The sequence below is a fragment of the Ruegeria sp. CDSC052 genome, from assembly GCF_059610685.1.
In genome coordinates this window covers 491,795-509,503 of the sequence record NZ_JBXWOB010000001.1, presented here as the reverse complement: position 1 = coordinate 509,503, position 17,709 = coordinate 491,795, and the positions used below count along the sequence as shown (strand labels likewise).

The 17,709-nt window shown below is 55.4% G+C and carries 17 protein-coding genes; 7 read left to right on the top strand and 10 right to left on the bottom strand.

The window, feature by feature from the left end; all coding sequences use genetic code 11:
• Positions 1-147: 147 nt before the first annotated feature.
• From AC2FIM_RS02580 to AC2FIM_RS02565, 4 genes are read left to right on the top strand one after another with little or no spacing between them, the layout of a single operon-like run.
• Positions 148-1,752: a L,D-transpeptidase family protein gene (locus AC2FIM_RS02580; protein ID WP_496707796.1), complete on the top strand. Its 1,605-nt coding sequence runs from the start codon at positions 148-150 to the stop codon at positions 1,750-1,752.
• Between the two features lie 36 nt (positions 1,753-1,788).
• Positions 1,789-2,880 carry a UDP-3-O-(3-hydroxymyristoyl)glucosamine N-acyltransferase gene (lpxD, locus tag AC2FIM_RS02575; protein ID WP_271947158.1) on the top strand — a complete coding sequence of 364 codons (1,092 nt, stop codon included), beginning with the start codon at positions 1,789-1,791 and terminating at the stop codon, positions 2,878-2,880.
• A gap of 32 nt (positions 2,881-2,912) precedes the next feature.
• Positions 2,913-3,170 (top strand): acyl carrier protein, encoded by a 258-nt coding sequence (locus AC2FIM_RS02570; protein ID WP_142633752.1) that lies wholly within the window; start codon positions 2,913-2,915, stop codon positions 3,168-3,170.
• A gap of 9 nt (positions 3,171-3,179) precedes the next feature.
• Positions 3,180-4,388 (top strand): beta-ketoacyl-[acyl-carrier-protein] synthase family protein, encoded by a 1,209-nt coding sequence (locus tag AC2FIM_RS02565; protein ID WP_271947157.1) that lies wholly within the window; start codon positions 3,180-3,182, stop codon positions 4,386-4,388.
• 40 nt (positions 4,389-4,428) lie between these two features.
• Here AC2FIM_RS02565 and AC2FIM_RS02560 read toward each other — a convergent pair whose 3' ends face one another.
• A complete protein-coding gene (locus AC2FIM_RS02560) occupies positions 4,429-5,046 on the bottom strand; it encodes an invasion associated locus B family protein (RefSeq protein ID WP_142633757.1) in 618 nt (205 codons plus the stop codon).
• Positions 5,047-5,479: 433 nt separating this feature from the next.
• Here AC2FIM_RS02560 and AC2FIM_RS02555 point away from each other — a divergent pair, with 433 nt between their 5' ends.
• Positions 5,480-7,021: a helicase HerA-like domain-containing protein gene (locus tag AC2FIM_RS02555; RefSeq protein ID WP_271947154.1), complete on the top strand. Its 1,542-nt coding sequence runs from the start codon at positions 5,480-5,482 to the stop codon at positions 7,019-7,021.
• A 36-nt stretch (positions 7,022-7,057) separates the two neighbouring features.
• Here the strand turns inward: AC2FIM_RS02555 and AC2FIM_RS02550 are convergent, their stop codons facing one another.
• The 7 genes from AC2FIM_RS02550 to AC2FIM_RS02520 all read right to left on the bottom strand — a co-directional run bounded on the left by AC2FIM_RS02550 (position 7,058) and on the right by AC2FIM_RS02520 (position 13,161).
• Positions 7,058-7,309: a hypothetical protein gene (locus AC2FIM_RS02550; protein ID WP_496675633.1), complete on the bottom strand. Its 252-nt coding sequence runs from the start codon at positions 7,307-7,309 to the stop codon at positions 7,058-7,060.
• A gap of 176 nt (positions 7,310-7,485) precedes the next feature.
• Positions 7,486-8,799 carry a branched-chain amino acid ABC transporter permease gene (locus tag AC2FIM_RS02545; RefSeq protein ID WP_271947152.1) on the bottom strand — a complete coding sequence of 438 codons (1,314 nt, stop codon included), beginning with the start codon at positions 8,797-8,799 and terminating at the stop codon, positions 7,486-7,488.
• Entirely contained in the window at positions 8,796-9,806 is a 1,011-nt protein-coding gene (locus tag AC2FIM_RS02540; protein WP_142633765.1) for a branched-chain amino acid ABC transporter permease, read from the bottom strand. Before AC2FIM_RS02540 ends, AC2FIM_RS02545 begins: the two co-directional genes overlap by 4 nt.
• Positions 9,806-10,231, bottom strand: coding sequence for a hypothetical protein (locus tag AC2FIM_RS02535; RefSeq protein ID WP_142633767.1), 426 nt, complete (start codon positions 10,229-10,231; stop codon positions 9,806-9,808). Before AC2FIM_RS02535 ends, AC2FIM_RS02540 begins: the two co-directional genes overlap by 1 nt.
• Positions 10,232-10,233: 2 nt before the next feature.
• Positions 10,234-11,064, bottom strand: coding sequence for an ABC transporter ATP-binding protein (locus AC2FIM_RS02530; protein ID WP_142633769.1), 831 nt, complete (start codon positions 11,062-11,064; stop codon positions 10,234-10,236).
• Positions 11,061-11,849 (bottom strand): ABC transporter ATP-binding protein, encoded by a 789-nt coding sequence (locus AC2FIM_RS02525; RefSeq protein ID WP_271947144.1) that lies wholly within the window; start codon positions 11,847-11,849, stop codon positions 11,061-11,063. The genes AC2FIM_RS02530 and AC2FIM_RS02525 overlap by 4 nt, the downstream gene beginning before the upstream one ends.
• A gap of 130 nt (positions 11,850-11,979) precedes the next feature.
• Positions 11,980-13,161: an ABC transporter substrate-binding protein gene (locus tag AC2FIM_RS02520; RefSeq protein WP_496707798.1), complete on the bottom strand. Its 1,182-nt coding sequence runs from the start codon at positions 13,159-13,161 to the stop codon at positions 11,980-11,982.
• A 153-nt stretch (positions 13,162-13,314) separates the two neighbouring features.
• On the opposite strand from AC2FIM_RS02520, the gene AC2FIM_RS02515 reads away from it, so the two are divergent.
• On the top strand, positions 13,315-14,412 hold the full coding sequence (locus AC2FIM_RS02515; RefSeq protein ID WP_496707799.1) for a PQQ-dependent sugar dehydrogenase: 1,098 nt from the start codon (positions 13,315-13,317) through the stop codon (positions 14,410-14,412).
• On the opposite strand, the gene AC2FIM_RS02510 is transcribed toward AC2FIM_RS02515, so the two are convergent.
• On the bottom strand, positions 14,409-15,413 hold the full coding sequence (locus AC2FIM_RS02510; RefSeq protein ID WP_496707800.1) for a GlxA family transcriptional regulator: 1,005 nt from the start codon (positions 15,411-15,413) through the stop codon (positions 14,409-14,411). The genes AC2FIM_RS02515 and AC2FIM_RS02510 overlap by 4 nt on opposite strands.
• A 169-nt stretch (positions 15,414-15,582) precedes the next feature.
• On the opposite strand from AC2FIM_RS02510, the gene AC2FIM_RS02505 reads away from it, so the two are divergent.
• On the top strand, positions 15,583-16,953 hold the full coding sequence (locus AC2FIM_RS02505; protein WP_142633778.1) for a class II 3-deoxy-7-phosphoheptulonate synthase: 1,371 nt from the start codon (positions 15,583-15,585) through the stop codon (positions 16,951-16,953).
• Positions 16,954-17,026: 73 nt separating this feature from the next.
• Here the strand turns inward: AC2FIM_RS02505 and AC2FIM_RS02500 are convergent, their stop codons facing one another.
• Positions 17,027-17,701 carry a PAS domain-containing protein gene (locus tag AC2FIM_RS02500; protein WP_416383910.1) on the bottom strand — a complete coding sequence of 225 codons (675 nt, stop codon included), beginning with the start codon at positions 17,699-17,701 and terminating at the stop codon, positions 17,027-17,029.
• Positions 17,702-17,709: the final 8 nt, after the last annotated feature.

Here is a 17,709-nt window from a genome sequence, read left to right as displayed (position 1 = left end):
GAAATCTGTCCGATGCAAACAAGCATCACGCTTGGGTATAAGCACGAAATTGATGCATTTGTGAATAGACAATGGGTTTCAAGCAAAACCATAATTGTTCGGCATTGCCTGAAACGGCGTATTATATTGAAAATTCAAGGGCTCCAAATGTTCTCTGTTCTTCGTGCAAGCACCGGTATTGCTTTGGCCGCATGTTTTCTAACGACTTCGGCGATGGCGAACACTGAGGCCAAGCCTGACACCGCATTCCAGATGGCGGTTGCCGAATTTGCACCTTCCGGGTCTGAGATTGCCGATTTCTACCGTGAAAGAGGATTCGTGCCTGTTTGGATTGGCGACACGGCTGCACATGCTGAACGTCGTCAACGGTTGATTGAGGGGCTTTCTGCGGTCGAATTACACGGGCTACCCGCGAACGCCTATGATGCGCAGGGCTTGGTTGACCGGCTTCAATCAGCAAAATCAGCGCGTGAGCTTGGGGCGATTGAGGTCGAGCTGACGCGCGTTTTTGCGGCCTATGCACAAGACATGAGGACAGGCATTTTACGACCATCCGATATAGACGATGGATTGGTCAGGAAGGTCGAGCCGACCTCGACAGCAGGGCATCTGCGTGGACTGACGACCTCGGAGGATGCAGCCTATTTCGATCAGTTGGCGCCAAGCTCGACCCAGTATCGGGCTTTGATGAAGCAGAAACTTGCGCTGGAAGAATTGGTTCGCCAAGGCGGTTGGGGAACTACTGTTCCGCAGGCTAAGCTCGAACTGGGAGATACGGGACCCGCCGTAATAGCGATGCGTAACCGACTGGTTGAAATGGGTTTTATGAACCCAACAGCCAGCCCTGTTTTTGACGATGCCTTGCTGGCAGGCGTTCAGCGGTTTCAGATCGCACATGGTCTTGCCGCAGATGGCGTCGCGGGTCCGGGCACAATTACTGAGCTGAACCGCACTGCTTCGGATCGTCTGAAAGCCGTTTATGTCGCGCTGGAGCGTGAGCGCTGGTTGCCGCGCGAGCGCGGTGAACGCCACATTCTGGTCAATCAGGCTGATTTCTCAGCCAAGATTGTTGATGACGGCTTTATTACCTTTGAAACCCGCGCTGTGATCGGCAAGAACACCCATGATCGTCGGAGCCCCGAGTTTTCCGACAAGATGGAGCATATGGTCATTAACCCCAGCTGGTATGTCCCACGCTCGATCATCACCAAGGAATACCTGCCGCAGCTGCAGTCCAACCCAAATGCCGTTGGGCATATTCAGATTACCGATCGCAGTGGTCGCCAGGTCAATCGCGGGGCAGTAGATTTCACTCAGTTCACCGCAAGCAACTTTCCTTTTGCGATGCGCCAACCGCCCAGCAAAAGCAATGCCCTGGGGCTGGTGAAGTTCATGTTCCCCAACAAGCACAACATCTATCTGCATGATACACCGCAGAAAAGTTTGTTTGCTCGGGAATCTCGTGCCTTCTCGCATGGTTGTATCAGATTGGCGCAGCCTTTCGAATTCGCTTACGCACTGTTGGCGAAGCAAGAAGAAAACCCAAAGGCATTTTTCCAGCGTATTCTCGCGACTGGAAAAGAGACCACTGTGAAGCTTGAGCAGCATGTCCCTGTCCACTTGATTTACCGCACTGCCTTTATTGGCCCGAAAGGTGAGGTACAGTACCGACGCGACGTCTATGGTCGTGATCAGAAAATCTGGAATGCTCTGCAGAAAGCAGGGGTGGCCCTGCCGGACGTTCAGGGGTAATCACCGGGGGCAGGTCCTAGTTCCGGGAAGCCCCACATGAAATATACAGTTCAACAAATCGCAGATGCCCTTGACGCTGAGTTCCAGGGCGATGCCAGCCTGGTCGTACATGCTGCTGCTGAACCGTCGGATGCAACTGCCACCGATCTGGCGATGGCGATGTCGCCGAAATATGCCGAGGATCTGGGATCGGGTTCGGCGCAGGTCGCCATCCTTTGGGAAGGTGCTGACTGGCAGGCGTTGGGGCTTAAGGCAGCAATATTCGTTCGACGACCGCGCATGGCGATGGCCGGGATCACCTCCATGCTGGATAAAGGGCAGGGCTTTGGATCCGGAGTTCACCCTTCGGCAGTCATAGACCCAACTGCGGATGTGGCAGATGGGGTCTCAATCGGCCCTCTGGCAGTCATTGGTGCACGGGCCCGAGTTGGCAGAGGGGCGAATATCGGACCGCATTGCGTCATAGGCATGGATGCTGTGTTGGGCGAAGACGCGGTTCTGCGCGAAATGGTCAGCATTGGTGCCCGTGTGCAGATCGGGGATCGTTTTATCGCGCAACCAGGGGCAAGGATCGGTAGCGACGGGTTCAGTTTTGTTACGCCCGAAGTATCGGGGGTAGAGAACGCGCGCAAGACCTTGGGGGATGCAGGAGACGCCAGCGCGCAAAGCTGGCTGCGCATTCATTCGCTTGGTTCTGTGGAAATTGGCGACGATGTCGAAATCGGTGCGAATTGTACGATCGACAACGGGACCATTCGTAATACTCGCATTGGGAATGGCACAAAACTGGATAATCAGGTCCATATCGGCCACAACACGCGCGTTGGTAATGACTGTCTGCTGTGTGGTCAGTCTGGTATTTCCGGTTCGGTTGAGCTTGGCAATAACGTGGTTCTGGGTGGGCAGTCAGGCGTTTCGGACAATATTTTCGTTGGCGACGGGGTGATTGTCGGCGGTGGTACCAAAATCCTGTCAAACGTACCTGCCGGTCGTGTATTGATGGGCTACCCGGCTGTGAAGATGGAAACCTTTACTGATGTCTATAAGGCGCAGCGCAGATTGCCGCGGATGCTTCGTGACGTGGAGGCGTTGAAAAAGGCTGTTTCCAAACAGCCTCCGAGCGATTAAATCACATTCAACGTGATAATCAGAGGATCGATATGAGCATCACCGACCGCGTCATTGCCATCATTGCCGAACAAGCCGTGTTGGAGCCTTCGGATGTGACGCCCGAAAGTACGCTCGAAGATCTGGGGATCGACAGCTTGGGGCTGGTCGAGAGTATCTTTGCCATCGAAGAAGAGTTCGACATTACCGTTCCGTTCAATGCCAATGAACCAACGGCCAGTGACTTTGACATCTCAAATGTCGCCGCGATCATAGCTGGGATCGAAAAGCTTGTGGCAGAAAAGGTCTGACCCAAGCAAATGAAACGGGTAGTAATAACCGGGGCAGGCACGATCAATTCGCTTGGTCATTCAGTTCCAGATACGCTTGAGGCGATGCGGGAAGGCCGTTGTGGCATTTCGGAACTTGAATTTCGAGACGTCGACAGGTTGGCGATCAAGATCGGTGGGCAGGTCCGGGGGTTCGAAGCCGAGGGTCGGTTCAACCGCCAACAGATGACTCTGTATGACAGGTTTACACAGTTTACCCTGACCGCGGCCAAAGAGGCCATAGATCAGTCCGGGATCGAATTCCACGGTGAGTTGGCTGCACGATCTGGCGTGGTTCTGGGAACAGCAGGTGGTGGCGTTTCGACCTGGGACGACAATTACCGTTCAGTCTATGAGGACGGGAAGAACAGGGTTCATCCATTTGTTGTTCCTAAACTTATGAACAACGCGGCGGCAAGCCACGTATCGATGGAACATAACCTCAAAGGTCCCAGCTTTACCGTATCGACTGCCTGTGCCTCATCGAACCATGCGATGGCGCAAGCCTTTCAGATGGTGCGCAGCGGGGCGGCCCCTGCGATGATCACCGGCGGCTCAGAATCCATGTTGTGCTTTGGTGGCGTTAAGGCCTGGGAAGGGCTGCGGGTGATGTCCAAGGATGCCTGTCGTCCCTTTAGCGCCAACCGAAACGGTATGGTGCAAGGAGAGGGAGCGGGCATCTTCGTGTTCGAGGAATACGAACACGCGAAGGCGCGTGGGGCAGAAATTTTGTGCGAAGTTGTTGGTTTCGCGATGACCTCGGATGCATCAGACATTGTAATGCCCAGCAAGCAGGGCGCAGCCCGTGCGATGTCAGGGGCGTTGTCTGATGCTGGCCTGAATGCCAATCAGGTGGGTTATATCAACGCCCATGGCACAGGTACTGCGGCCAATGACAAAACGGAATGTGCCGCTGTAGCTGGCGTTTTCGGCCCGCATGCGGACGAACTTTTGATCTCATCCACCAAGTCGATGCATGGTCACTTGATTGGCGGAACCGGCGCGGTAGAGCTTTTGGCCTGTATCATGGCCCTGCGAGATGGGGTGATTGCACCGACGATTGGCTACGAAGAACCAGATCCGGAATGTGCTTTGGACGTTGTGCCCAACGAGGCACGCGATGCGAAAGTCGAGGTTGCGCTAAGCAACGCTTTCGCTTTCGGAGGTCTGAACGCAGTACTTGCCTTGAAGCGGGTTTGAGAAAGCCGTTGGGTTAAACGGCTTTCTCGAAATGTTGTCTTCAGTTGGTTGCGACATCAACAATGTCGTAGCCTGCAGTAAACCCGGACAAAGATAGGTCAAGTTCGATCACCTGATCCGGCGCGGGCGCTGGAACGATGGTCAAAGTCGCCTTGCTGCCCTGCTTCATTGCGTCGATATCCCCTTGAGTCAGGCCGATTTGGGCAACGCAGCCAACAGGGTTACAAAACGAATAGTTGTAGCGTTTGGCAGGCGCCCCGTCGATTGAGAGGGTCAGCTGCGCTTGCAACAGTGTTTCAAGCGGAACCAAGATATTTGCTCCGGCTACGGCCGAACCACCTTCGGGTAGGCGGAACATGGAAAACTCAGCCATAGGCACATCTTGCGGGCCATTTATGACCTGCAGCAGAGAACACAGATCTTTGCCCGCGTTCATCTTCAAACAGTTCAAGCTCCAGTCGCCGAATTTTTCTTTGTCATAGCGCTGTCCAACCTTGACGGTTTCATCGACCGGTTGCCCCAGGTCGAGTCCATTGTCCACCTGCTCGGTCGTAGGGGATTCGGTGGCAGGTTCTGTCGTGTCGGTGGTCTCTTGCGCCAGGGCGGCGCCGTTGAAAAGAAAAGCTGCCGCAACAAGCTTTATCGGTGTCCTGAACATAATTGCCTCGTGATTGTTGATGTGGCTTTTCGCCGGGTCTAGCACCACTTGCGCGCAGTGTCAGGCATTATGCAGCGTAAAAAGACAGAAGTGATCGGAATCTCGCCTGAGGCCCCGTGGACAACACGTGTGGCCAAGATAAAAGGGAGCCGGTGGAGCGGCTCCCTTTCATGAATTTTTCTCCCCGTCGGACCGGCCGACTTATTTATGAGCAGACGTTACGAGAGGGCGGCGCGGTGGTCAACTGCTAACCTGAAAATTTAATTTTGAAGCTATGGTGGAAAAAGGGCCGCGCGTGAACGCGCGGCCAGTCGACAGGGAGGAAGTTTGTTGACCGCGCAATTCTCATACACGAACAACCAGAAAACTATCGCAGCCAAAGGTTAACTTTGTATGCTGGGTGGAGATCGGTAGGAAACAGGGCCTTAAGCATATGAGTGAGAACATATTTCTTGGCGGTGGTGGCGCGGATTATAGCCAACCTCAGACGTTGTCGTTGAAATACGCCAACCGCCACGGCCTGATTGCCGGTGCGACCGGTACTGGCAAGACCGTGACGCTTCAGATCCTGGCCGAGGGGTTTTCCAAGGCTGGGGTGCCGGTGTTTCTGTCTGACGTCAAAGGTGATCTGTCTGGTTTGGCGCTGGCGGGCAGTGAAAGTCACAAGCTACATGGGGCATTTCAGAAGCGTGCCGAAACCATCGGATTCACGGATTACAAATATGCCACTTGCCCGGTCACTTTCTGGGATCTGTTCGGTCAGCAAGGCCATCCGGTTCGAACCACAGTATCCGAGATGGGACCTTTGTTGTTGTCCAGGCTGATGGACCTGAGCGAAGCACAAGAAGGCATTGTAAACATTGCATTTCGGGTTGCCGATGAAGAAGGTATGCCCCTGTTGGATATGAAAGATCTGCAAGCCCTGTTGGTCTGGATTGGAGAGAACAGAGCAAATCTTTCACTGCGCTATGGGAATGTCTCAACCGCCTCGATCGGTGCCATCCAGCGACGGTTGTTGGTTCTTGAAAATCAAGGGGGCACCAATCTGTTTGGCGAACCTGCCCTGGAACTGGCCGATCTTATGCGCACCGATGTCAACGGGAATGGCATGGTGAATATCCTGGCTTCTGACAAGTTGATGGGATCACCTCGGCTGTATGCGACGTTCCTGTTATGGCTGCTGAGCGAACTGTTTGAAGAGTTGCCCGAAGTCGGCGATCCGGACAAACCCAAGCTGGTATTTTTCTTTGACGAAGCGCATCTGTTGTTCGAAGACGCGCCCAAAGTTCTTGTGGACAAAGTCGAGCAGGTCGCCCGCCTTATCCGATCAAAGGGCGTAGGGGTCTATTTCATCTCGCAAAACCCGGCAGACATCCCAGAAGACATTCTGGGTCAGTTGGGTAACCGGGTACAGCATGCTTTGCGAGCCTTCACCGCCCGAGACAGGAAAAACCTTCGCCTTGCGGCCGAAACCTACCGCGAGAATCCGAACTTTGATACAGAGGCCGCCATCCGTGAGGTTGGCGTGGGCGAGGCGGTTACATCCATGCTGCAAAAGAAAGGGGTTCCGGGCATCGTCGAACGCACTTTGATCCGTCCCCCTGGGTCACAGTTGGGGCCGATTACCGCTGCCGAACGGCAAACGGTAATGAATGCGTCTCCGATGAAAGGCAAATACGAAACCCGCATAGATCGCAGATCAGCCTTTGAGATGCTCCAGGCGCGGACTGATGCCGCAGCACAAGCCGCAGCCGAGGCAGAAGAACAACTTGAGTCTCAATCGATTGCAGAACGCGAATTTGCCACGGCTCGCCGATACTCAGATAGCAAAGTATCGCGGTCTTCTTCGCGGATCGTGCGAAAGAAAGACACCTTTGCCACCGCCATGAGCGAGGCCGTCATTAAAGAGCTTAAGGGAACAACCGGGCGCAGGATCGTCCGAGGCATTCTGGGCGGGTTATTTCGTAATCGTTGAATGGCGGGCCGGGCTAATTGCCCGGCCTCACAACGGTCACATCAGGCGGCGTTGGCCTTCTTGTCTGCAATATGCATCAGCCTCGGGGACGGACATTTTTGTTGCCGGAAAGTCGATTGCCCGGTCCCAGTCCACGCGGTTCTGCCGGTAGAGTTGGCATGTTACCACGCCCTTGGGGGTCTGGACTTTGACCGGAGTGGTTTCCAGATCTTTTGGTGACGGAATACATGCGGTCAAAGAGGCAAGAACCGGCAACAGAATGAGTGTCTTTGTAAGAGTGGTTTTCATCGGTGTTTTCTATTCCCTGCGGGCAAATGGTAGTAGTCTGCACAAAGGCAAATATTTGGTGAACACGACTGTGAAACTTGTCAGGCCGATGAGTTGCTCTAGTAAGTTCCTCACTCAAAAGCAAGAAACCGCACCAATTTCTTGACGCGGTTCCATATATTGGAGGTTCTGTGGCCCTATTTCTCGGGGATCAACCCTCTTGGGCTGAATCTAAGAACAATCAGCAGAATCAACCCCATCGTGAACAGTCGCATATGGGCCGCGCTGTCGATCAGATGCGTCTTGAGCGCACTGCCATCGGGCATTCCGGACGTGATCAGGTTCATAAGCCACAACCCAATCGGTTCGACCTGGACCCACAGGAACCAGATGAGGAACGCGCCCAGCACCGCACCAAAGTTGTTGCCCGATCCGCCCACGATCACCATGACCCAGACCAGAAATGTAAAGCGCAGAGGGTTGTAGGTACCCGGCGTCAACTGCCCGTCCAGCGTTGTCATCATTGCGCCCGCGATACCGCAGATGGCAGAGCCCAGAACGAAGATTTGCAAATGGCGGCGGGTGACATCTTTACCCATCGCCTCGGCTGCAACCTCGTTGTCACGGATGGCGCGCATCATGCGGCCCCAGGGGCTGCGCAGCGCCATCTGGGCCATCCACAGCAGGATCAGAAGAACAACCATGAACAGCAGGGAATAGCCCAGCTTGACCGACAGGGTCGAGGCGATGACAGGGTCCAGCCCAAACCAATCGGCACGGGCAATGAAGGATGGATCCTGCTGCAGCTCAACCTCATAGCCGACCACGGGCGAGGGGCGTGGGATGCCGTAGACATTCTTGACACCTCGGGCCAGCCAGTCCTCGTTTTTCATGATTGCGATGATGATTTCGGCAATCCCAAGCGTCGCAATCGCCAGATAGTCCGAGCGCAGGCCAAGGGCTGTTTTGCCGATCAACCAAGCAGCACCGGCGGCCAACACGCCGCCCGCGGGCCAGGCCAGCAGAACCGGCAAATTCAACCCGCCAAGGTTGCCCGCAACGGCTGGGTCAATGGCTTCGACACCAGCAACGCTGGGGTCAAACACCGCACGGTAAATGAAAAACCCGGCGATCAGAATGGCTACGATGGCAATCGTCTGTACACGGCCCCTCGGCATTTTTGTTGCCACCAGAACCGCCGCAACGACGGTCGCAGCCCCCAACAGCAACGCAAGGACGATCCCGTATCCTCCGGATGACCACGCGCCGGGTGTCGGCGGGGTTGAGACCAGCACAACTGCCAGCCCGCCCAGCGCAACAAAGCCCATAACACCAACGTTAAACAGGCCCGCAAAGCCCCATTGCAAGTTCACCCCAAGCGCCATGATGGCCGAGATCAACCCCATGTTCAGGATCAGGATTGCCGAATTCCAGCTTTGCGTGAATCCGGTCAACAGGATCAGGCCGCCAACAACCACGAAAAGCAGCGTATTTTTGACAGTCTCGGTCATACTGCTTTCCCCTTAAACAGACCTGTGGGCTTAAACAGAAGCACGATAAGCAAGATAACAAAGCTGACCGCGAATTTGTAATCGGTGGATAGGAATTGGACCAATCCCGATGGCTCCAGATGTTCCGGTGCCAGATAGGTCAGCACCTTTTTCCACGCATAGGTGATCGTCACCTCGGAAAACGCGATGATGAACCCGCCCGCGATAGCGCCCAGCGGGTTGCCGAGGCCGCCGACGATGGCCGAAGCGAAGATCGGCAGCAGAAGCTGGAAATAGACAAAGGGCTTAAAGCTCTTGTCCAACCCGTAAAGCACACCCGCAGTTGTCGCCAGCGCCGCGACAAGGATCCAAGTGATCATCACCACACGTTCAGGGTTGATGCCGGACAGCAGCGCCAGATCCTCGTTATCCGAATAAGCGCGCATCGACTTGCCGGTGCGGGTTTTGTTCAAAAACCAGAACAAAAGTGCCACGGCGACTACGGCCACAACCACAGTGATGCCCTGAGAGGTCTTGATCGCCAACCCCTCACGCAACCCGGTCATCGCCTTGAATTCCCGCGCTGAAACGATGAACCGCTCACCGTCCGAGAACCTTTGATCATCCGGCCCGATTATGAACCGCACCAGCCCGTTCATGATGAACATCACACCCATCGAGACGATCACAAGAATGACCGGCTTGGCCTTTTGTTCCCGGTAGAAACGGTAAACCATCCGATCCGTGATCAGAACCAGAACGATACAGCCGAGAATGGCAAAGGGCAGGGCCAGCAGAGCGGTTGGCAGCGGCCCGAAACTGACCCCGGCGGCCTGCAGGCCCCATGTGACCAGCACGGCGATCATCGCACCAAAGGCCATCGTGTCGCCATGGGCAAAGTTCGAGAACCGCAGGATGCCATAGATTAACGTCACCCCCAACGCGCCCAGCGCCAACTGGCTGCCATAGGCGATTGCGGGAACAAGGACGAAGTTGGAGAGCGCCACAAGGGCGTTGAGGAAGTCCATTAGTTTTGATTCTCCGCTTCGCAAAAACCTTCAACTGACCTTGTCAGTAGTTTGTCGCGTCCAACCAATGTTTCACTTAAGATTGCAGTTCCAAGTTCATAGTTGGGTTTGTCCGCATTAAAAACGCCTTGAAACACGTCGAGCCTTGGGCTGCCAATGTCTGGGCCATAGGCGAATACCGAAAGTATTGGATCATGCGTGACCCGAATATGCGACCAGTCACTAGTTGGGTATTCTAAGCCATTTTCGTGCCAGATTAATTGGTGCTCTGTTTCAGAAAGCATCACATTTCGTTGATTCTCAAACCTACAAAGAAGCACAATTTCTGATTCAGTTTGTTTTGATTGAAGTATCGCGCTCTCAGCAGAAGCGACGGTTACAAAAAGACAGACGAAAAAGGCGGCGAGACAGCTAAATCTATTCATCCTCACCCCCCCAAGAAACTCTTACGAACCTCTGGATCGGCCAGCAGTTCCTTGCCCGTGCCGGTATAGGCATTCCGCCCCTGAACCAGCACATATCCCTTGTCGGCGATCTCCAACGCCTGACGAGCGTTCTGCTCAACCATCAGGATCGGCAACCCAGTGCGCGAGACCTCGATGATCCGATCGAAAAGCTCATCCATCACGATGGGCGAGACACCAGCAGTCGGTTCGTCCAACATCAGCACTTTGGGCTGGGTCATCAGCGCGCGGCCCACGGCAACCTGTTGGCGCTGACCGCCTGACAGCTCTCCGGCTGCCTGGTTGCGTTTGTCGCGGAGGATGGGGAAGAGGTCATAGACCTGCTCCATCGTGTCCGAGAAATCATCACGGCGGATAAAGGCACCCATCTCAAGGTTCTCTTCCACCGTCATCGACGTAAAGATGTTCGAGGTCTGAGGAACAAAGCCCATCCCCTTGATCACCCGATCCTGGGGCGACAGGTTGGTGATGTCTTCTCCGTCCAGTCGCACAGATCCCGCGCGGACATCCAGCATCCCAAACACGGCCTTCATTGCAGTGGATTTACCGGCGCCGTTGGGGCCAACGATTACAGCGATTTCACCGGCGTCGACGGAAATCGTGCAATCATGCAGGATATCCGGGCCCTTGCCGTAGCCTCCGGTCATGGTGTCGCCGATCAGGAATGGGCCACCTTCGACGCGGTGCGTCTTTCCGCTTTTGCGATGTGCGGGCGTCATTGTGCCCATGCCGTGTGTATTGGTGATCGAGGCATCCTTGTTGCCGTGGTCATCCTGATAAGGATTATCGCTCATGCCCCGGCCTCCAGCTTGTCTTTGTTCTTCAGGCCGGTGCCCAGATAGGCTTCGATCACATGCTCATTGGCTTTGATCTCGTCCAGAGTGCCCTGGGCCAGAACCTTGCCCTCGGCCATACAAATGACCGGGTCGCAGATTTTGCCGATGAAATCCATGTCGTGTTCGATGACTACAAACGTATAGCCGCGTTCCTTGTTCAGGCGCAGGATTGTGTCGGCGATGGTCATCAGCAGGGTGCGGTTCACACCCGCGCCGACCTCGTCCAGAAATACGATCTTGGCGTCGACCATCATGGTGCGGCCAAGTTCCAGCAGTTTTTTCTGCCCGCCCGAGACCTGACCGGCCTTGTGATCGGCCAGATGTTCGATGGTAAGAAACTCCAGCACCTCATCGGCCTTGGCCTTTAACGCGCGCTCTTCATTGGCGATGCGTTTGCGGCCGAACCAGGTGTTCCACAGCGATTCCCCGGATTGCGCTCCGGGCACCATCATCAGGTTCTCTCGGCAACTCATCGAGGAAAACTCATGCGCGATCTGAAAAGTGCGCAGCAGACCTTTGTGAAACAGATCGTGTGGTGGCAAGCCGGTTATGTCCTCGCCATCCATGAACACGCGTCCAGAGGTGGGCGGGAGCACACCCGCGATCACGTTGAACAGAGTTGTCTTTCCGGCCCCGTTCGGCCCAATCAGGCCGGTGATCGAACCCTTCTGGATTTCCAGCGATGCCCCATCCACCGCATGAAACCCGCCGAAATGCTTATGCACGTCCTCGACGACGATCATCTTTTCCCCTAGCCGCCGTTTTCGGCGTTCTTGTTTTCACACCCTCATTGTAGAGGTGCGGTCTTTTTTCACTGAAGCAGCCCGGACACAAGGTCCGGGCTGCTTATTTTCAGGTCTTCTCAGGTCAAAATCAACGGAAGTTGACGGTCTTGTTTTCGCCGTCGGTGACTTCGATCTCGCGATACGAACCTGCGCTTTCGCCGGGGCCGATCAGCTCAACGCCGGACGCGCCGACATAGTCGATGTCCTGACCTGCGGCCAACAGTTCCAGACCTTTGGCCAGCTCACCCGGATAGATCTTCTCTCCTGGAGCGTTGGCAACATCTAGGATCTTGCTGCCATAGTCGGCCGGGTTGGTCGAACCAGCGGCCTGCATCGCCAGCATGAACAGCGCTGCGGCGTCATAGCTTTCAGGCGAATAGGGCGACGATCCGTCAAAACCGGCGGCTTCAGCCATGGCAAAGTATTTTTCAGCACCTTCACCGCCCGAACCGGCGATCTGACCGAACGAGCCGTTCAGGTCGGGACCGACATTGGCAGGCAGCGAGTCACCGATCATGCCGCCCGGCAGACCGAAGGTGTCAAATGCACCGCTGTCCAGTGCTGACTGAATGATGCCCAGTCCGCCCTGATCCAGATACCCGGCAACAACCAGAATGTCGCCACCGGCCGAGGCCAGCGCGCCGACTTCGGCCGAATAGTCTGCCTTGCCATCTTCATGCGCGGCCACGATTGTGACCTCGCCGCCCGATGCCTCGTACGAGGATTGGATCGCGTCTGCCAGACCCTTGCCATAGTCGTTGTTGGTGTAGGTCAGTGCGATTGAAGTGATACCGCGATCATTCAAGATATCTGCCATCACTTGACCTTCACGCGCATCCGAAGGGGCGGTGCGGAAGAACAGGCCGTTATCCTCCATGGTCGACAGACCGGGCGAGGTGGCCGAGGGCGAGATCATGACCATCCCGTTCGGGATCGCGACATTCTGCAGGATCGCTCCGGTCACGCCAGAGCAGTCACCGCCAATGATGCCGGCAACGCCGTCGGCAATCATGCGTTCACCGTTCGAGGTGGAAAGACCGTTGTCGATGCAGCCAGTATCAGCGCGCGATGCGGTGACGGTCGAGCCATCCAGCAGTTTGCCGGATTCGGTGACTTCGGCCATCGCCATCTCGGCGCCTGAACCCATTGCGGGTGCCAGCGATTCAATCGGTCCGGTAAAGCCGAACAGAACACCCAATGTGACGTCTTCGGCCATAGCTGCGCCCGAAAGAAGGGCGGTTGCTGCAGTTGCTGTAAGCAGCTTTTTCATATGGTTACTCCCAGTTGTGAACGTATTCGTTCTGGGCACGACCCTAGGCAAGCTGTTCGAAAAAGAAAAGTCCTAACGCAAACGTGTTTTTGTGGCGCACAGTTCTAGTTGTTCAGATGTGCCCGGCGCGGTGTTTTCGGTAAGGAGAACGAGATGTTTAGACTAGCTTTGATCTTCATCTTTTCTGTTGTTTCAGGGTTGGCAGGGGCAGAATCGCTAACTACCAACTCCGGATCGGCGCGTGTGACGGCGATGGTGAAGGGGCTCGATACGCCCTGGGCAATCGGCATCCTGCCTGACATGTCCTTTCTGGTAACTGAGCGCGAAGGTGAACTTCTGTTTGTGTCGGAGGGAAACATAGTTCGCGTCAAAGGCACTCCCAATGTGGTTGCAAAGGGGCAAGGCGGTTTGCTGGACGTAACCGTTGCCAGGGATTTTTCGCAAAGCCGTGAGGTTTTCCTGACCTATTCCAAGCCTCAACCAAAGGGGGCAGGCACTGCACTTGCGATTGCGCGCCTGTCCGAAGACGGATCAGAGCTGACCGATCTGCGCACGATTTTCGAAGCTGAAAATGGTGGGGATTCTGGGCGTCATTTTGGCTCTCGTATTGTCGAGGCAAAGGACGGGACATTACTTGTCACTATCGGCGATCGTGGTGATCGCCCGACCGCACAGGATCGATCGAGTCACAACGGCTCGGTGATCCGTGTGAACCGGGACGGCTCGGTGCCGGCTGATAATCCATTTGTCGGACAACCGGGAATTCAGCCAGAGATATGGTCTTATGGCCACCGGAATCCCCAAGGTGCAGGGCTGGATGCACGGGGGCATCTATGGGTATCGGAACATGGAGCCAAGGGCGGTGATGAAGTGAACCTAATCCGGCCGGGGCGGAACTATGGCTGGCCGGTGATTTCCTATGGCAAGCACTATTCCGGACAAACAATCGGCGAGGGGACGGCGAAACCGGGGATGGTGCAGCCTGAATTCTATTGGGACCCTTCCATCGCCCCATCCGGCCTTTTGATTTATTCAGGCAAGCTTTGGCCCGAATGGAAGGGTGATCTATTCGTCGGGTCGCTCAAATTCGACTACATTGCTCGGCTTGAAGGCACTCCATTGACTGAGGTCGAGCAGATCAAGGGCCCTCAGACGGAACGCGTCCGCGACATTGTCGAGGCACCGGATGGATCAATCTGGTTTATTTCCGTCGGGCAGGGCGCTGTCTTTCGCATGACCCCCAGCGATTAAACAGACAAGCGCCCGCTTTGCGCACCGCGCTCACGATAGGGCGTGGTGTTGTAGTGCGCCCGGTAGCATTTCGAGAAATGGCTAGGCGAGGCAAACCCGCATGCTAGCGCCACGTTGATCACGCTCATGTCGGTCTGCATCAGCAGGTTCCGGGCCTTATGCAGGCGCAGCTCCATATAATAGCGTTTAGGCGACCGGCTCAGGTAACGGCGAAACAGACGCTCTAGCTGCCGCGTGGACATGCCGACCTCTTTGGCCAGAATCGAAGGCGAGATCGGCTCTTCGATGTTTTTCTCCATCATCAGGATGACCTGGCTCAGCTTGGGATGGCGTACCCCAATCCGTGTTGGGGTCGACAAACGCTGTGTGTCCTGATCGGTGCGGATCGAGGAATAGATCAACTGATCGGCCACCGCGTTGGCAAGGTCTTCCCCGAAATCCTCGGCGATGATTTTCAGCATCAGGTCGATAGAGGAAGTGCCACCGGCTGTTGTCATCCGGTTTCCGTCAATCTGGAATACGGATTTGGTCAGTTCGACCTCATCAAATTCTTCGGTGAAACTGTCTGAGTTTTCCCAGTGAATTGTCGCACGCTTGCCATCCAGTAAACCGGCCTTGGCCAAGGTATAAGCTGCGGTACACAGCCCACCAATGCGCAATCCCCGGCGTGCTTCGCGGCGGACCCAGTTCAGAATTTTCTTGGTGGTAGCGGCTTGAACATCGACACCGCCGCAGATCAGCACGACGTCATCGCGCTGCAGCTCGGCTAGATCAGCGTCCAGTTTGAACTCGGTCCCGGCGGAGCATTTGATCGTCTCGCCGCCTTCGCCAGACAGGCTCCAACTGTAAAGCTCATTGTCGGCCATGCGGTTTGCGATGCGCAGGCTATCCAGCGCGGATGCGAAACACAGCAGCGAGAATTTGTCCAACAGGACAAACACGAAATGACGAGGGCTGGCCGCAGTGGTTTCCACCGTGACAACTTGGCGTTGCTCTTGCATGGCGAGGTGTCCTTGATTCGGCGCCGTTTGACCCTACGTCCGGCGACAGATTTGACCGCCACCATGATCAAAGCTTGTTTGCGACGTCAAGAGGTCCAAATCGTATATGGCCTCTCATCAAACGTTTTTGTATAGAGGCGACTTGAATACTTCAGCGGAGATCAAAGCTATGACCGAATGGCAAAAAACGAACTGGCGCAACAAGCCCCGGGTTCAGATGCCAGACTATACCGACGCAGCCGCGCTGGCAAAAGTCGAGGCTCAGCTTTCGCAGTATCCGCCGCTGGTGTTTGCAGGTGAGGCACGTCGGCTCAAGCAACATCTTGGTGCTGCGGGGCGGGGTGAGGCTTTCCTGCTGCAGGGCGGCGACTGTGCTGAAAGCTTTGAACAATTCAGCGCGGATGCGATCCGCGACACCTTTAAGGTGATGCTGCAGATGGCCATGGTTCTGACCTATGGCGCAAAGGTGCCGGTGGTCAAAGTGGGCCGTATGGCTGGACAGTTCGCCAAACCGCGCAGCGCACCGACAGAGGTGGTGGATGGCATTGAGCTGCCCAGCTATCGCGGCGATATCATCAACGAGCTGGATTTCACGCCCGAGGCGCGGATTCCGAATCCGTCCAAGATGTTGCAAGCCTATACGCAGGCAGCGGCAACATTGAACCTGTTGCGTGCCTTTTCGACCGGTGGTTTCGCCGATATGAGCCATGTGCATTCGTGGACACTCGGCTTTGCCGATGGCCAGGATGTTCAGAAATACTCTGAAATTGCTGACCGAATTCAGGATTCGATTGATTTCATGGGGGCTGCGGGCATCACCGCGGACACAACGCATGAATTCTCGTCGGTTGAATTCTATACCAGCCACGAAGGTCTGCTGCTTGAATACGAAGAGGCGCTAACCCGTCTTGATTCTACATCGGGCAACTGGTTGGCCGGGTCCGGCCACATGATCTGGATTGGCGACCGCACCCGTCAACCTGATGGCGCGCATGTTGAATTCTGTTCCGGCGTTCTGAACCCGATCGGTCTGAAATGCGGTCCGACGACATCTGCCGAAGACCTCAAAGTTTTGATGGCCAAACTGAACCCGGAAAACGAAGAAGGGCGTCTGACCCTGATCGCGCGGTTTGGTGCAGGCAAGGCGGGAGAGCATCTGCCGCGTTTGGTCAAAGCCGTCAAGGAAGAGGGCGCCAAGGTGACCTGGGTCTGTGACCCTATGCACGGCAATACGATCAAATCGGCCACCGGCTATAAGACCCGGCCCTTTGATTCCGTGCTGCGCGAAGTTCGCGACTTCTTTGGTGTGCATCAGGCCGAGGGCACGATCCCCGGCGGTGTGCATTTTGAGATGACCGGGCTAGACGTGACCGAATGCACTGGAGGTGTACGCGCTGTAACAGAAGAAGATCTGTCAGACCGTTACCACACTGCCTGCGATCCACGTTTGAACGCGTCGCAGTCGTTGGAACTGGCCTTCCTTGTTGCGGAAGAACTGACAGATCTGCGCCGGAACCGCGGCAAACGCGCAGCCTCCTAACCACTTGGTCAGACGGTTTTAAAAAGGCGGGTCTAATAGGCCCGCCTTCTTTACATTTAATACGCGTTACTCGTTACTTATCCCGTGATACGACCAATCGAAGGTGAAATCCGGGACGTTTGAACTCTTGTTGTTCTTCGGCAAATCCTTCGACAACAGGCTGAACCGGTTGTTGAGGCGCCTGTATTTCTGACACAGCACGCAGTTTATGATGGCTTACATCAAAGCGCCGGGGGGTTGCCCCAATCGCCCCGACACTGACCATGACGCCCAGAACACGGCTGACATCGCCCAATTCGCTTTTCAGCGGTAAAAGGATCATTCGCGCCTGAAGATCCGTGCGCCCAAACCCACCGGTCGAGGCCAATTCAAGTTCAGCAATGGCAGGACCGGCAAAAACCTGTTCAAGGATTTCGTTAACCTGAGTTCGCGCGCTGGGTTCGAAAAAAGCGGTCAGAGGCATTCCCCGAACCTCCATACCCGCCAGTGTGTTCAAGTGACTGCCGGCCAGACGAAACCGGGCCAGACCGGGTGCAATGCGTTCAAGGATGAAGGTGTTAGGCAGGATATTCTCAAGCCCGCGCGGGTCGATCTGAGATCGCATAGGAACACCATCGCCGGGCAGCAAGGCTGTCCAGTACGCTTCGGCCTGTTGTATGGGCGATAGACTGCGCCCACTGTCAAAACGATCCATTGCGACGATCTTTCCAAATTTAGTCCCGGAACCGTTACCGAAAAAGATCTTCATTTTCATCA

Excerpts from the sequence above, each read along its gene's own strand:
- AC2FIM_RS02580 (WP_496707796.1), top strand. The coding sequence starts at position 148 with ATGTTCTCTGTTCTTCGTGCAAGCACCGGTATTGCTTTGGCCGCATGT.
- lpxD (WP_271947158.1), top strand. The coding sequence starts at position 1,789 with ATGAAATATACAGTTCAACAAATCGCAGATGCCCTTGACGCTGAGTTC.
- AC2FIM_RS02570 (WP_142633752.1), top strand. The coding sequence starts at position 2,913 with ATGAGCATCACCGACCGCGTCATTGCCATCATTGCCGAACAAGCCGTG.
- AC2FIM_RS02565 (WP_271947157.1), top strand. The coding sequence starts at position 3,180 with ATGAAACGGGTAGTAATAACCGGGGCAGGCACGATCAATTCGCTTGGT.
- AC2FIM_RS02560 (WP_142633757.1), bottom strand. The coding sequence starts at position 5,046 with ATGTTCAGGACACCGATAAAGCTTGTTGCGGCAGCTTTTCTTTTCAAC.
- AC2FIM_RS02555 (WP_271947154.1), top strand. The coding sequence starts at position 5,480 with ATGAGTGAGAACATATTTCTTGGCGGTGGTGGCGCGGATTATAGCCAA.
- AC2FIM_RS02550 (WP_496675633.1), bottom strand. The coding sequence starts at position 7,309 with ATGAAAACCACTCTTACAAAGACACTCATTCTGTTGCCGGTTCTTGCC.
- AC2FIM_RS02545 (WP_271947152.1), bottom strand. The coding sequence starts at position 8,799 with ATGACCGAGACTGTCAAAAATACGCTGCTTTTCGTGGTTGTTGGCGGC.
- AC2FIM_RS02540 (WP_142633765.1), bottom strand. The coding sequence starts at position 9,806 with ATGGACTTCCTCAACGCCCTTGTGGCGCTCTCCAACTTCGTCCTTGTT.
- AC2FIM_RS02535 (WP_142633767.1), bottom strand. The coding sequence starts at position 10,231 with ATGAATAGATTTAGCTGTCTCGCCGCCTTTTTCGTCTGTCTTTTTGTA.
- AC2FIM_RS02530 (WP_142633769.1), bottom strand. The coding sequence starts at position 11,064 with ATGAGCGATAATCCTTATCAGGATGACCACGGCAACAAGGATGCCTCG.
- AC2FIM_RS02525 (WP_271947144.1), bottom strand. The coding sequence starts at position 11,849 with ATGATCGTCGTCGAGGACGTGCATAAGCATTTCGGCGGGTTTCATGCG.
- AC2FIM_RS02520 (WP_496707798.1), bottom strand. The coding sequence starts at position 13,161 with ATGAAAAAGCTGCTTACAGCAACTGCAGCAACCGCCCTTCTTTCGGGC.
- AC2FIM_RS02515 (WP_496707799.1), top strand. The coding sequence starts at position 13,315 with ATGTTTAGACTAGCTTTGATCTTCATCTTTTCTGTTGTTTCAGGGTTG.
- AC2FIM_RS02510 (WP_496707800.1), bottom strand. The coding sequence starts at position 15,413 with ATGCAAGAGCAACGCCAAGTTGTCACGGTGGAAACCACTGCGGCCAGC.
- AC2FIM_RS02505 (WP_142633778.1), top strand. The coding sequence starts at position 15,583 with ATGACCGAATGGCAAAAAACGAACTGGCGCAACAAGCCCCGGGTTCAG.
- AC2FIM_RS02500 (WP_416383910.1), bottom strand. The coding sequence starts at position 17,701 with ATGAAGATCTTTTTCGGTAACGGTTCCGGGACTAAATTTGGAAAGATC.